This is a genomic window from Cupriavidus sp. 2SB (assembly GCF_005503625.1).
In the GTDB taxonomy this organism is placed as follows: domain Bacteria; phylum Pseudomonadota; class Gammaproteobacteria; order Burkholderiales; family Burkholderiaceae; genus Cupriavidus.
This window is the reverse complement of sequence record NZ_SCMX01000033.1, coordinates 53,623-68,313: the sequence shown is the minus strand read 5'-3', so window position 1 is coordinate 68,313 and position 14,691 is coordinate 53,623. Positions and strand designations below refer to the sequence as shown.

At 65.0% G+C, this 14,691-nt stretch carries 12 protein-coding genes; 1 reads left to right on the top strand and 11 read right to left on the bottom strand.

The window, feature by feature from the left end:
* Positions 1–168: 168 nt before the first annotated feature.
* From FFS21_RS16850 to FFS21_RS16800, 11 genes are all read right to left on the bottom strand, one after another.
* Positions 169–897 (bottom strand): Crp/Fnr family transcriptional regulator, encoded by a 729-nt coding sequence (locus FFS21_RS16850; protein WP_137925926.1) that lies wholly within the window; start codon positions 895–897, stop codon positions 169–171.
* Between the two features lie 438 nt (positions 898–1,335).
* Positions 1,336–3,897 (bottom strand): glycoside hydrolase family 2 protein, encoded by a 2,562-nt coding sequence (locus FFS21_RS16845; RefSeq protein WP_137925925.1) that lies wholly within the window; start codon positions 3,895–3,897, stop codon positions 1,336–1,338.
* Positions 3,894–4,880, bottom strand: coding sequence for a DUF1839 family protein (locus FFS21_RS16840; RefSeq protein WP_137925924.1), 987 nt, complete (start codon positions 4,878–4,880; stop codon positions 3,894–3,896). The genes FFS21_RS16845 and FFS21_RS16840 overlap by 4 nt, the downstream gene beginning before the upstream one ends.
* Positions 4,881–5,855, bottom strand: coding sequence for an amino acid--[acyl-carrier-protein] ligase (locus tag FFS21_RS16835; RefSeq protein WP_137925923.1), 975 nt, complete (start codon positions 5,853–5,855; stop codon positions 4,881–4,883).
* 10 nt (positions 5,856–5,865) lie between these two features.
* Positions 5,866–7,059 carry an acyl-CoA dehydrogenase family protein gene (locus FFS21_RS16830; RefSeq protein ID WP_137925922.1) on the bottom strand — a complete coding sequence of 398 codons (1,194 nt, stop codon included), beginning with the start codon at positions 7,057–7,059 and terminating at the stop codon, positions 5,866–5,868.
* Positions 7,056–7,307 carry an acyl carrier protein gene (locus tag FFS21_RS16825; RefSeq protein ID WP_137925921.1) on the bottom strand — a complete coding sequence of 84 codons (252 nt, stop codon included), beginning with the start codon at positions 7,305–7,307 and terminating at the stop codon, positions 7,056–7,058. Before FFS21_RS16825 ends, FFS21_RS16830 begins: the two co-directional genes overlap by 4 nt.
* A gap of 105 nt (positions 7,308–7,412) precedes the next feature.
* Positions 7,413–8,816, bottom strand: a complete 1,404-nt coding sequence (locus FFS21_RS16820) for an undecaprenyl-phosphate glucose phosphotransferase (protein ID WP_137925920.1) — start codon at positions 8,814–8,816, stop codon at positions 7,413–7,415.
* Between the two features lie 114 nt (positions 8,817–8,930).
* Positions 8,931–9,680, bottom strand: a complete 750-nt coding sequence (locus tag FFS21_RS16815; protein WP_137925919.1) for a phosphatase PAP2 family protein — start codon at positions 9,678–9,680, stop codon at positions 8,931–8,933.
* 507 nt (positions 9,681–10,187) lie between these two features.
* Complete coding sequence (locus FFS21_RS16810) at positions 10,188–10,439, bottom strand: hypothetical protein (RefSeq protein ID WP_137925918.1); 252 nt, start codon at positions 10,437–10,439, stop codon at positions 10,188–10,190.
* Positions 10,440–10,535: 96 nt separating this feature from the next.
* Complete coding sequence (locus tag FFS21_RS16805) at positions 10,536–11,087, bottom strand: DNA-binding response regulator (RefSeq protein WP_249359449.1); 552 nt, start codon at positions 11,085–11,087, stop codon at positions 10,536–10,538.
* A 239-nt stretch (positions 11,088–11,326) separates the two neighbouring features.
* A complete protein-coding gene (locus FFS21_RS16800; RefSeq protein WP_137925917.1) occupies positions 11,327–12,145 on the bottom strand; it encodes a helix-turn-helix transcriptional regulator in 819 nt (272 codons plus the stop codon).
* 497 nt (positions 12,146–12,642) lie between these two features.
* On the opposite strand from FFS21_RS16800, the gene FFS21_RS16795 reads away from it, so the two are divergent.
* The gene (locus FFS21_RS16795; protein WP_137925916.1) at positions 12,643–14,442 is read left to right on the top strand and encodes a methyl-accepting chemotaxis protein; all 1,800 of its coding nucleotides are present in this window, start codon (positions 12,643–12,645) and stop codon (positions 14,440–14,442) included.
* Positions 14,443–14,691 lie beyond the last annotated feature (249 nt).

Below are 14,691 nucleotides of genomic sequence, written 5' to 3'. Positions count from 1 at the left end.
AAGCTACTCTGCGGGGGTTCTCCCCTCTCCGCAAGCGGGAGAGGGGCGGGGGAGAGGGCCAGGGGTGAAAATTGCAACGCCGTTGGCAAGCAGAGCCTCCTGCCCTCTCCCCTAACCCCTCTCCCAAAGGGAGAGGGGAACCATAACCATCAGGGAGCAAACTTCAGATCACGCATGCGCCAGCGTCAGCGCCGGCAGCAACCGGTCGTATTCGCGCTTGACCAGCTTGTAGCATTCGCACGAGTGGTGTTCCAGGCCGCAGCGGTCCAGCACCGTGATGTGCCCACGGCTATGGTGGATCAGTCCCAGATCTTCAAGCTTGCCCGCGGCTTCGGTCACGCCTTCGCGGCGCACGCCGAGCATGTTGGCGATGACTTGCTGCGTGATGACCAGCTCGTTGGAGTTCATACGATCGATGGCCAGCAGCAGCCAGCGGCACAGTTGCTTGTTCAGCGAGTGGTGGCGGTTGCAGGCAGCGGTCTGGGCGATCTGCGTCAGCACGGCTTGCACGTACAGCAACGTCACGCGTTGCAGCGCCGGAAGGTGGCCCAGTTCGGCGCGCAGTACGCGTGCCGGAATGCGGTAGGCGAAACCGGGGCTGCGCACTTCCACGCGGCTTGGCATCGTGTCGCCGCCGGTGACCACCGGAATGCCTACGAGACCTTCATTGCCCACCGCTGCGAATTCCACCGTGGCGCCGTCTTCCAGCAGCGACAGCAGCGAGACCACCGACGTGGTAGGAAAGTACACATGGACAATGCGCTGGCCCGAATCCGTCAGGAGTTCCCCGGCACGCAGGCGCACCAGTTCGAAGTGGCGCGACAGCATGTCCCATTCGTGGCGCGGGAGTGCGTTGAGCAGATGATTGATATGCAGGTCCGACCGATGCGTAATCATTTTCTTCCCTCCGTTTGACCCGGAAGCGACATCGGTACTCGCCGCAAGACAATACTTGCGAGACATGTGACCCGATTTCGCCGCTCCGCTTTGTACTCAGCTTTGTCGCTGGCGATTTCCCCGGCAGCCTTTCAGCCGCCACCCGTTTAACCCCGCCCAAGCTCTCGAACCATCCCGGTTCGCATTGCGTTGTTGACTGTATTAAGTGCCATGCAGCACAGAACTGACAGTAGGCAGACGGATAGGTCAGAGATTCATGCTTCGGTAGGTTGGATGTAGGCATTCCGGCGAAGCGGCGCCGCGCCGTGCCATCCGTCGGCATTGGCCGACAGGATGAGGCGGGCGTGCGCTGCCGCACCAGCCGTGGGCTGGCGGGCAATTTCGAAAAGGTTGAGATGCGCGCGAAAAGGTTTAGCCCGGGAGGGGCAGGTTGAGGCGTCAGCCGTCGTAGCCGACTGCGCGATCGGCGTTCAGCGCGGAAACCTCGCCCGAAGGGATGGCCCCGATACCCGCTGCGCCGCCTGCCTCATGCATCAGGCGGATACGGCGCGACGCGCCGGGGCCCAGGTGGAACCAGTCGGCCTCCGGCAGATACGCGTGATCCTCGATATGAACCCAGCGCGCGAACCGCTGCGCCGTGACCGTCAGCCACCAGACGCCATCCTCGCAGGCCACGCTGGCGCGCAGGCCCGGATCGCGCAGCGCATCGGCGCGGCGGTCGTGCAGGAACACAGACTGGCTGAGCAACGGGTTGCCTGTCTGGTCAGCGTCGCACAGCGTAGCCATGACCACGTCGTGCGCGGGCGCACCGAAGCGGTAGGCGTACGTGAAATCGAAGAAATGGTCGATCAGTTCGGCGGCCACCAATCGACGACTTTCACGCGGCGCCAGGGTCAGTGTCTGCGCAGACTCGGCCACCGTATGTTCGCCGTCGCGCAGGCAGCGCAGTTGCAGTTGCACCGTGCGCGCCGTTGCGGTCTCGTTGATCAGGTGCACATGCAGGCCGTTCAACCCCTCATCCGTCAGGATGACCTGCACCGGCTGCCAGACCTGCCGCAGCGCATGCCACGCCGATTTCGGCCGCGCCTTGGCATCGACGATGCCCCAGCCTGGCCCCGGCAGCAGATCCTGCAATTGCCAGACCAGTCCGCCCCGGCATGTGGAACCCGTACGCCGCCATTCGCCGAACACCTCGGTCATGATCTCCGCCACCACGGCGCGCGACAGCGCGAGGTAGCGGGCCGGACGCTCGTAGCGCAGGCGCGGCGGATCGACGTCGAACAGTGCGCGCAGATAGAAATCGCGAATGTCCTCGAAATCCCACGCGGCGCCGGCGTCGCGCGGCACACGCGCCTTCCAGCGCGGATCGTGCAGCGGCTGCGACAACCCCGCTTCCGTCAACGTGCGGGCGCAGGGCACATTGGCAAAGGCCAGGCACTCGGAAGTAAAGCGCACGTTGGCGAGCCGCGCATCGGACAGTGGCCGCTGGTACGCGCCCACGCCGTAGTAATGCGACACCCCGGTATCGGGCTGGAACGGCCACGCGCCCTCGCTGGGCGAGTTGCGCACATAGATGGCACCCGGGCGATGCTCGGCCACCAGTGCGGGAATCAGCGAATCGAACAGCGGCTGGCGCCACACGCCGCGCGATGCACCCATCATCGACGCCTGCTGCTCGGCCTCGCTGCCACCGCACAGTACGGCAAGGCTCGGATGCGCACGCGTCGACGTGAGCCATTGCGAGACTTCACGCCGTGCATCGTCGAGAAATGCGGGGCTGGCGCTGGTCTCGCTGCCATAGTCGAAGTTGGCGAACATGAAGTCCTGCCAGACCATCAGCCCCAGCGCGTCGCACTGACGATAGAACGCTTCACCGGGATAGCACGTCACACCGCTCACACGCACCATGTTCGCACCGGCATCGCGCGCCAGTTGCAGCCAGCGCGCCACGGCTTCATCGGAATCGGCAAGACCCGGCAGATCGTGGCTCGATACGCACGCGCCACGGCAGAACACCTGCTCGCCATTCACGCGCAAACCGAACGCGCCCGGCTCGCCTTCGCGGTCTTCGGTGATCGTGCGGAATCCCACGTTGCCGCATGCCAGCACTTGGGCACCGATGCTCGCATCCACGCGATACAGCGCGGGTTCGCCGTGCGTGTGCGGCCACCAGCGTTGCGCATCGGGCACGCGTAGCGTACCGGCCAGCGTGTGCGGATCGGTGCGGCGCAGCTCGCCATGCCAGATCGCCTGATCGGGGCCGATGGCCGAGAACGCACCGAGCGCCGGTGCGTTGCCCGGGAAATGCAATTGCAGCGCGACCACACCGTCGGTGCCATTCACGCTATCGATTTCACCCGACAACTCCGCACGCACGCCATGTGCGATGTCGGTGCCGACAGGATCGAGCAATTCGATATCGCGCCACGGTCCCACCGCATGCACGGGCGGGCACCAGCCGGGCATATGCCCGAGCAACGTGGTGCGCACCGCACGCAGCGTGGGCGGCTGAATCATGCGCGGCTTCCAGCGCACGGGCCCGCGTTGCGTACGCAGCCACGGATGCATCGCGCGGAAACAGATATGCAGCACGTTCTCTTCACCGGCGAGCTCCACTTCTACCTGATGCGCCACGAACATATGACGCGTGGTCAGCACGTTCACGCCGTTAAGCCAGACCTCGGCAATCGTCGCCAGTCCATTGCAACGCAGCAGCCTGCGGCCGTTGCCGGAGAACTGCAGCCGATACCAGTAGTCGTGCTGGTGCAGCGGCGGCGGCAGCGTCTCGTCCCAGCGGCCTGCGGCGCGCAATGCCGTAGCCACCGTGCCCGGCACCGTGGCGGGCAGCCAGTGCCCGGTGTCCGACAGCTCGCCCGGATGCGCGGCAGCATTGGCGAACGTTTCCAGGAAGGTCCAGTCGCCCTCGAGCCGCGACGGCCCCACGGCAACACCTGGACGCAGCAACGGCAGCAGTGCCGGTTCCGGATCGCGCGCGGTCATGTGACGGTCTCCCCAAAGTGCGCTGCCAGTGCCGGCACCGTGCCCTGGTACGCGATTTCCAGTTGTTCCAGGCAGTCTTCGCAGGTATCGGGCTTATGGCTGATCACCGCTCGCATCAGCCGGAACTGCATCACCATGGCTTCCGACGCCATCGTGTAGCAAGCCTCCGCCACCGAATCGGGCAGGGTCTGGCCGTTCATCACGAGCCACCTGACATAGCGGCCCAGCAATTCGAAGTTCGCGCCCAGTTGCCGCAGCACGCTCGCCGCGTAAATCTGGAAGTTGGGCTCGCCGCGCGTCATCAACTGCTCCAGATGCGTGGGGAACACCGCGCGGAACGCGGTAATCGGGTTCTCGCGCGGACGCCGTGCCAGATGTCCGCGCAGGATGTCGAGCGACGCACGCAGCAGCTCGCTCGAACTCAGTGCATCGAAGCGGCGGCGTACGACTTCTGCCTGCGGGAAGGTGGTCACACCCCACATCGTTTCGTGCGCAGGCGTGCGGAAGATCGCGAGGTAGTCATCGCCGCTGGCCGTGTGATAGCCGTCGTGGTGGTAGTAGCCCACCGCCGTGGCCTCGGGCACCAGCACATCGATGGCAATGCAGGCGCGCGCATGCTGGCGGCGATATGTGCCCGGCAACTGCGGCAACTGATAGTTGTCCACTTCCAGCAGCACGGCATTGCCGCGATTGGTTTGCGCGGCAACGTGCGCCTCCAGGCGCCCATACGTCGACAGCTCGTCCTTGACGATGCCGTAGAGCCGTTCCAGATCACCGGGCGGAATGTTCGACGACGTGAACTGGTCGCCTGCGAAATCGAGCGTGACGGTGAAAGGCAGTGCCGCGATAGGTTCGAAATCCCATCCGTGTAACAACTCGACCCAGAGGTCGATATGACGGTTGGCATGCGACCACACGGGGTTCCCACCGTGCAACGCGTGCGCGCCGCCGCGCGTGCGTACTGCCTTGCCGTCACCGTACATTTACAGGTCTCCCAGCGTCTCGCGCACCGGTTGCGGCCACTTTGCGGGATCGAGTCCATGGTGCTTGAGCAACGCCAGCACCAACCGTTCGATACCGAACCCGACACAGCCCGTATGCGCCACGCCGCCATCGGCCAGGCCGATATGCCACAGCGCACCGAAGTGGTCCATGTGATAGTTGAAGCTCATGCACGCCGTGGGGCCGAGTCCGTCATTGACCGGCACCAGCAGTTCGAACTTCAACTTCAGTTCGCGCTGGCTATCGGCCACGATCTTGCCGCCGCGCCCGAAGAATGGATCGTTGGCCACGTCCACCTCAACCGGCAACTGCAGCGCCTCGGCCAGCGCCTGGCCGCGCTCCATCCACAACTGCCGGAACGCGACGATGCGCTCGGGCGATCCCAGGCACACGTACTCGCGCTGGCGGAACAACTGCATGCGCGTGGGCTCCAGCGACGGCTCGTGGCGGTAGCAGTAGGACAGCACGTCCACCACCTTGCCTTCCTCGGGCAGCGGGCCGCGCTTTGCCACGACCGGATAGATCGGATAGCACGCAGCCGGCGTCAGCACCACGCCCGTGGGCTGCTGCTGATCGGTCCAGTCTTCCTTGTCTTCGATGCGCGCGAGCAGCCGGCGATGGCCGCGATCGTCGCCACAGAAACTGTGGATCGTGCCGGCGAGATTCGGAAAGCTCTTCAGGTACTCGCTCGTCTCGAAATCATGCTGGCCCATCGCAGGGGGAAAGCGCAGCACTTCGGCATGCTGGTCTGCGCCGATGCGCGTGATGGCCGCGTTCAGGCCATCGGCCACCGCTTCGAATACCGCGCTGCGGCCATACAGGCCCTTGACGCCAGCATCGATCAACAAGCCGGCGGCCAGCAGTTTGTCGAGATAGGTGGGCTCGGGTGCCGGCGCGATCGTCGATTCCGGCGCGCCGCCGCCCTGCGTGGTGTCAGTCAGTGCATGGGCATCCATCGAAGACTCCTCAGGAACGGTCGGCCAGCAGCAGGTTGGCCGTGTTGGTCTGGATGCGATCGTTGTTGATCATCAGCGGCGCGGACCACAAATCGCGCAGATGACGACCGAGGCTGAACGGCGTGCCGTGCTTGTAGCCCGCCATGCCGCAAACCAGCATCGCCTGCTGCACCACGTCGAGCGCCATCGTCGACATCGCCGTCTTGAGCCCGTTCATCTCGGCGGCCAGCGCAAACGCGGCGGATACCGACGACCCTGCGTGGCGCGCGCGCTGGCGTTCCAGCGCCATGTCCACGCGCGCTTCCATCATCTGCAGCATGCTGACGGCCTCTGCCACGCGTGCGGCCGATGGCGGCAACTGGCCCGGACGCGCACGCGCCTGGCCCTGGAAGAACGTCTTGGCGCGCGACACCGCGTCGCTCGAAATGCCCACCCAGAGCGCGCTCCAGAGGATGTGCGAGACCGGCGTCATCGTGGCATCGGCAATCTCGCCGAACGGCACTGGCAGCACCTGGTCCACATGGCCGGTTGCTTCCAGGCGGAAGCCGTTGCTGCATGTGCCGCGCATGCCCAGCGTGTCCCACGTATTCAGGCTTTGCAGCGTGTAGTCGGCCTTCAGCGCGCAGACCAGTACCTGATCCGATGGCGAGGCATCGGCATGGCGTCGCGCAGTAATCAGGATGCCGTCCGCATGCGCGCCATACGAGATCGTCGGCGCCATCTTCAGGAGATGAAAGCGGTCGCCTTCCACATTGACCGCGCAGCCGCTGCTGCGCAGCGCACCGCCGATGGCTTCTTCCGATGTGGCGGATGCCAGCAGCAGTTGCTCGTCTGCCACACGTGCCAGCAACTGTTGCTGCCATGCGCTGCCCGCACCGTGATCGAGCAGGCAGGCCACCTGGATCTGGTGCATCGCGTAGATCATGCCGGTGGACGCGCAATGCTCGCCCAGCGTGCGGCAGATCTCCGCCACCGTGGCCAGCGATGCACCACTGCCGCCGTGCACGGCCGGCACCATCGCGCCGAGCAGACGCTTCTCGCGCAACACCGCGAATGCCTCGTGCGGGAAGCGCGCTTCGTGGTCCACCGCATCGGCAAAGCGCCGCGCCACGTCGCCGGCTTCACGCGCCGCCGCGATCAGCGCATCGGTCGCCAGCGCGCCGTCGGGGTTGGCATGCGCCAACGCAACCTTGGGCGTGCTCATGCTGCCTCCTGCTGCTGGCGGATGGTCTCCACCGCTGCCGCGAGCGAATCCACGCTGCGGAAAAGCTGCCGGGTCAGCATCTGATCGGGGATCTCGATATCGAACGCGTTTTCCAGCGCCAGCATCACGTGCACGGTGGCCAGTGACGACAGCCCGGCGGCGTAGAGATCATCGTTGTCGGCCAGGGTGTCCAGCGGCACATCGAGCCGGGCCACTTCACCGAGGATATTGCGGATGGTTGCTTTCATGCGGCGTCTCCCAATTCTTGTTGGACGGGCTCCATTCCAGGGCTTTTGCGCGTCCGGCTCGGTGCGATGTCGCACCAATACCGCGCGCTGTTGCTGGCGTGCCGCTCAGAAAGCGGACGCGCCTGTCCAGCCGTGCAGCGCCGTGCGCACGATGATCCGGAGGTCGAGCTGGAACGACCAGTGCTGGATGTAATAGATGTCGAACTCGATACGCTTGCGCATCTTCTCGATCGTGTCGGTCTGCCCGCGCAGTCCGTTGATCTGGGCCCAGCCCGTGATCCCCGGCTTGACGCGGTGGCGCAGCATGTAGCGATCGATCAGTTCCTTGTAGATCTCGTTGTGTTCCATCGCATGCGGACGCGGCCCCACCACCGACATCTCGCCGCGCAGCACGTTGAAGAATTGCGGCAGTTCGTCCAGGCTGGTGCGGCGCAGGAAGGCGCCGATGCGCGTCACGCGCGGATCGCCCCGCGTGGCCTGCGTGACGCCGGTATCGGCATGCATGCGCATGGTGCGGAACTTGTAGACGTGGAACGGGTGCCCGTCGATACCCAGACGCTGCTGGCGGAACAGCACCGGGCCGTGCGACGACAACTTGACCATCACCGCAATGGTAAGCAGCAGCGGACTCAGTGCCAGGATCACGCCTGCGGCAAACGCGCGGTCGAAGCTGGCCTTCATCAACCCCGTGATGCCCGATACCGGCGGCGCGTTCAGGTCGATGACCGGCAAACCCATGAAGTCCGTGAAGCGATGGCCAAGCAGTTCCACCGACGACACATCGGGCACCCAGCGGATATCGATCAGGTCATTGCGGAAGCGGCGCACCACTTCGGAGAGGTCGCGGCACGCGGCCATAGGCAGCGTGAGCCAGATCTCGCGCACGCCCTGGCTGGTGACGAACGCGTTGACTTCTTCCACCGTGCGCAGCGTGGTCACGCCATTGGGTATGCCCTGGCTGGTTTCATCGAAGATGCCCACCACGCGGTAGCCGGCCGTGCGGATGCGTTGCACGCGCAGGAACATCTCGCGGCCTAGCGGTCCGTAGCCGAAGATCACCACGCGCTTGGCGTTGATACCCTGCTCGCGGACGTTGCCGAGCATGCGGAACATCAACGCGCGCGACGCCAGCAGCGCCAGCGCCGTGCTGATGAACCATCCCATCGACCACACGCGCGAGACCGCCGCAATCTGATGAATCAGGAATGCGCCCAGCAGCCCGGCGAAGAACACCGTGGCCCACGCCGAGCAGATACGCAGTGCCAGTACCGCGAGACTGCGGCCGCGCCACGATTCGTAGATGCCGAAGCCGGGAAACACCACGAGTGCGCCGATGGCGCAGAGCATGGTCAGGAACCCGTTGACGGGCGCCGCCTCGCGGATGCCTCCGGGAAAATAGAGCGCACCCATGGCGATGCCGGCCACGCCGATCACCACGGCATCCGACAACCTGTAGAGATAGTGAAGCGCGCTATGCCGCTCCGCGGCGACGTTCCAGTTCGATGCCATGACTGCCCCATGCCCAATACGACCCGTATGAAAAAACGCTCCGGATCATGGTTGCGCAGGGGCTGCGCGGCAGTCTGTGGGGGGGCGCACACAGGTGCGCCGGGCGGATTCCGGCTAGGCGGGACAGCGTGCGGTGGCGCACCGGGCGTGGGGTGCAGCCCCGCCCCGGTCATCCACGTGGCGATTCATTTCGTCTCGATGGCGGTCTCCCGCAGTATCTCCGGCAGCACCTGCGCGGCACGTGGTGCAAGGCGGCAGCGCACTCCACTCGCCCCGATTGAACGGACGGTCCCGTCCCGAGAGGAACAGTGCGAGGTCCGTCACCAGCCCGTGCGTGGTGCCGGTCATGTGCGAGACCGGCAGCAGCGGCATCGACACCAGTACCACGCACGCCAGCGTCATCGTCATCGGTCCATGCGGCACCCCATGGCGCATGATGAACGGCAGGCTGACGCAGAAGCCCAGGGCCAGGCCGCTGATCACCTCCGAAGGCGAATGCGCATGCAGCGCCAGGCGCGACACGCCCACCGCCAGCGCCAGGACCACGCCAGCGGCGGCCGCTACCAGACTCAGTCCCGGCCGGCTGACGGGCATCGCCAGGTACAGCAGCACGGGCAGGATCGACGCCGCCATCATCGAATGGCCGGAGAAACCCGTGAAGTCCATGGCTTCGCTGCCTACGCCCCATCCCATGAACGCCACCTTCGACGCCAGCACCAGAGCGGCAGTCAGCGAGAACGCCAGCAGCCAGTGCCACGCCATGCGCGTGGCCCCGCGCCATCGCAGCCATGCGTAGAGAAAAATCGCACACGGCAGCAGGAAGGTGGACTCACCGAAGAAGGTAATCAGATGCCAGCGGCTCATGGGTACGTGCGATGCGATATGCGATGTAGGGATCGATGCAACGTGCGGTTGGACGGGCGGCGCCGGCTTCGGTTCGACGCTACGCGCATCGTTCCGTGGGATGCCAGACGCAAGCTCTGCACCATGGTGCAGAGCCGCATAGGGGCAGCGTAGCACTGCGCGGCTCTGCCTGTCATGGACGTCTCCCTCCCGAAGCATGAGTCCGCGCGACCCGCCTGCACCCGACTCCACATGCCTGCTATCCCCGAACAAGCCCGATAACACTGGGGCCAGCGGCTGCCAGAACCGTGCAGATGCAGGGATGAGAGGCCCCATCGGCATGCGTCTTCTGGTTGATACAGTCTGCCGCCGCGATTCGTTATGGTCACAGTAACGGCTGCTCACCACGTGGGCGGCCGTTTCAAAGCCCGCATGGTCCCCCGGTCGGCGGGCTTCTTTTTTGGCCGCGCCGATGGTGATTGCGTCGAGTGGTGATGAGAGGAGCGATGCAGACGCGCTTTTTCGACGCTATCGTCGCGACAGTGCCACGAACAGTGCGCGCGCTGTTTCCAGATGCCGGCTGGCTTCTGCTTCCCCGATCGCGCGCGCGGCCACGATGGCGGCGGCTTCGGAGGGATGATGCCGCCCGTGCAGCTCGCCCCGATATAACAACGGCCCGCCAATGACGGCGAGCCGGATCTCATAGCAACATGCCCACTTGTCCCGGCCCTCGCGCACGGCAAACCCGTGGACGACCAGGATATCCAGACTGCGTTCCATACGACCCCCTGCATCACGCGGGCGGCCGGCCTCGGATGGGCGCCAGCTTCTGTCCGCGATTACATCCAGCATAGTCCTACAGGCGCCAACCGAAACTCATCCGATCGCAGTAGATCCGTCGGCATGCAAGCGGGGCGCATGGTTGAAGCTCATCCCTTCCGGTGCGCACCCTTCCTGCGCACGCGGCGGATGCACCGCGCGCAGCAGAGACAGCGCGCTGCGGGGGAAACATTGGCCGCCCGCCCACACCAGCGTGGCCGCCGCGCAGACCAGCTCCACCGGCGCGGGTACAGCCAGGCATCCGCTGGCGCCGAGCAGCGCGGCATGCGCCATCAGCCTTGCATCAAGCGAATCGGACAGCACGAGCCAGCGGCGCGGCGCCAGGCGCTCCCGCACGCGGTCGAGCAGCTTGCAGGGATCGCCTTCCACGCCGCTGCAGTCCACCAATGCCATCTCCACCGATTGTTCGGGCAGCGGCTCGGACTGGTCGGGGTTGTCGATCGATTGCGCGCGGGCGCCGTCAGGCGTGCCGTCGAGCAGCCAGTCGGGACCGTGCCATCGCACGGGCGTGGGGATGTCCTGCGCTTCCATGCGACGCGCAAGGATGCGGCACATCATTTCGTTGCTGGCGATCAGGTAGGTCGTCATCGGGAAGCCATCCGCGCATCGAGCGCGTGGGTCCGCCAAGGTGGGGTACACCGTGCGGGCAGCCCTGGGTAAGGGCATCGAACGCTGTTGGAAACGTGGCGCGGAAGGGGACTTCGATCATTGCGGCAACCCCATGCGCCGGACCTGTTCTACAAGCTAGCCACAATGGCCGGTCACCGCACTCATGCTTTTGGATGAGTGCGGGCCGGCGTATGGCGTAGAGGAGCGGGAGGTGTCGGTCAGGCGGCCTCACATGCCTCCCGCGCAGTCAGCGACGACATCGCGATATGCGTGGGCTGCACGGGCGTGGGGCCGGCCCAGTTCAACGTGGCGCCGCGCTGCAGGGCCACGTACACCGCCTCGCCCTTGTTGCGCACATGCAGACGCTGGTAGAGCGTGCAGGCATGCGTCTTGGCCGTGGCCACGGAGATATTCAGCAGGCGGCTGACCGTCTTGATCGGATAGCCACGTGCCAGCAGGGCCAGCACTTCGTACTGGCGCTCCGTGATATTGAGCAGGTGCGAGCCGGCGGCGGGCGTTTCATGCGTGGTCACCGGCGCGGCAACGTGCGCGCCGACACCCGGCAAGTCCACCGGCACGCTGTGCAAGGGCACCACGATGGGGGCTGCGGCGTGGCGGGTTGCCAATGACTCCGCCTGGCGAGCCGGCGGCAACTGCGACGGGAAGCACTCCCCACCGGCCAGCACCAGCCGGATCGCGGCTTCGAGCGCATCCGCCGAGCAGGTCTTGGCCAGCAGGCCGCGCACGGCCTCGGGCAGGCCAGTATCCGGCAGCGGTGCCGGCACATGTTCGGCCAGCACCAGCACGCGCAACGGTTGCAGGCGCGTGCAGAGATCGCCCAGCATCTGCCAGCCCTGCGCGGCATCGGTCGGCAAACCGAAGATCAGCAGGTCGGCGTGGTGGGTCCAGGGGTCGGGTTCGTGCAGGCTGCCCGGATCGAGATCGACGAGATCGCCGGGAACATGCGCCTGCGCCAACAGGTGGCGTAATCCAAGGCGAAGCAGTGGATGTGGCTCGAGCAAGAGGATGGTGGCCATGGCCGTTCACTTCTTATTGGCGCGTCGCCGGGTTCGCACTGCCCCTGCGGCACGCTGGTTGGACGTGATCCGCTTTTGGCGCGGCTTCACTTCCATACGATCCCCATCGCCTCCCGAGCTTCGCCGCGCCCCGTCCTGGCTCGCTTGCTACGCCCTCCCTCGGAGAATGTTGGATCGCCCCGTTTGCGTATGTAACGCATTAGATGCTTCTAAATACAGATTCAAATTAAATTGAATTCTGATGTTCAGCATAGGAATGTCGCTGATCGAATGCAAGTTGATGTTGCAGTGCGGCGGGTTTTCCCTTGGTTGTATGGCAACTGCACCTGGGAGATATGACAAATGACCCGCCAGGCCCGAACGATCGTTCGATTCGCTGGAAAGTGATCCGGAAATCGCTATGTTGCAGCGCACTAAAGACTGCGCGAATTTCGCCGTCAATGCGTCGGCAATCCTCCTGCCCAAATCCGGGCCAACCTGAGAGAAGAGTTCAACACATGCTTTCCTCGCTCCGCGCGCGCATCGTGGCCCTATCCGTGGCCATCGTGATCGCAGCGCTTGCTGCCAACGCCTTGGTCAACCAGCTAGTGGCACGTGCCTATAACGACGAAGCCATCGACAACAACCTGGCCGCCGTGCAGACCGGTCATGTGGACGCCATTGCCGAATGGGTGGCCAGCCATACCCAGATGATCCAGTCCCTGCAGGATGCTGCGCTTCAGGAAGATCCCATTCCCTCGCTGCGTCTGGTGTCCAACGCCGGCGGCTTTATCAAGACCTATGTTGGCTACGCCGACAAGAGCCACCGCTTCTCCGATGCCGCCGGTCTCAAGCCCGACTACGACCCCACCGCCCGCCCCTGGTACAAACAGGCCGTGGCCGCCGGCAAGCCGATCGTGACCCCGCCATACATTGCGGCGAGCAGCGGCAAGCTGGTGGTGACGTTTGCGGTACCTGTCGTACGCGATGGCGTCGTGAAGGGGGTGATCGGCGGCGACGTGGCAATGGATGCCGTGACGGCAAATGTCCGTTCGATCCATCCCACGCCGAACAGCTTTGGACTGCTGGTGGCACGCAGCGGCCAGATCGTGGCGCATCTCGACGACAAGCTGACGCTGAAGCCCGTTTCCGATCTGGTGCCTGCGCTCGACGGCGAGAAGCTGGGCGCGCTGGTATCGGCCACGGAGCCTGCTGAAGTAAAGGTGGCGGGTGCCGCAAAGCTGCTGCGCGGCCGCGAGATTCCGGGCACTGACTGGGTGGCCGTGATCGCGCTGGACAAGGCCGAGGCCACGGCCGGCATGCGATCGGTGCTGATTGCCTCGCTGATCTCGCTGGTGATCGTGGCATGCGCGGCCGCCATCATCGTGGCCGGCGTGACGGCGGTATCGTTCCGCCGCCTGTCGGGCATTCGCGATGCCATGATCGCCATCGGCTCGGGCGATGGTGACCTGACCAAGCGGCTTGCTGCGGAAGGCACCGATGAAGTCGCGCAGATTGCACGCGCCTTCAATGCCTTCGCCGACAAGCTCGTCCACGTGATGCGCCAGATCCGCGACGCGAGCGAATCGGTACACGTCGCTGCAAATGAGATTGCGGAAGGCAACGCCGACCTGTCGCGTCGCACCGAATCCGCCGCCGCCAGCCTGGAGCAGACGGCTGCATCGATGGAGGAAATTACCGCCACCGTTGGCCAGTCGGAATCGTCGGCCCGCCAGGCGGACGATTCCGTCACGCGCGCGCAGCAGGTGGCCACCGATGGCGGCACGTCAATCGAAAACGCCATCGTCACGATGGGCGACATCGAGCGCGCCGCCGTCAAGGTCTCGGACATCATCGGCGTGATCGAAGGCATCGCCTTCCAGACCAACATCCTGGCCCTGAACGCTGCCGTGGAAGCCGCCCGCGCAGGCGAACAGGGACGCGGCTTTGCCGTGGTGGCCGGCGAGGTGCGCGGACTGGCCCAACGCAGTTCCCAGGCCGCCAAGGAAATCAAGACACTGATCGAATCGACGGTCAGCAGCGTCAACGCGGGTTCCGGCCAGGTACGCCTGAGCGGCGAAACCATGCGCGAGATCGTCGGCAACGTCGGCCGCGTCACGCAGATCATCGGCGAAATCTCCCAGGCCGCCCGCGAACAGACGCGCGGCATCCAGGAAGTGAACGTCGCCGTCAGCCAGCTCGACCAGATGGTGCAGCAGAACGCGGCGCTGGTAGAGCAATCGACAGCAGCAGCGGCAGCGCTGCAAGGGCAGGCTTCGACGCTGGCGGGCGTGGTGAGGACATTCAGGCTGGAGTGATCGAGCAGTTTGCGAAACTCTGCCGGTTCGCTCCCCTCTCCCGCTCGCGGGAGAGGGGAGAACACCACGGGTCGATCGAACCGGCGGCGTGCAGGACACCTGATTTTCGGAAATTTTCTATATCTGCCGTTACCAGTCTTAAGCAGTATGTTAGGCGCCCGACCCGGAGTGCCCAACTATTCCTCAAGATGACGACCGATCGGAAGTATCCATTTTTCGAGAAGGGCTTACTGTTACCGCGCTGGAAGT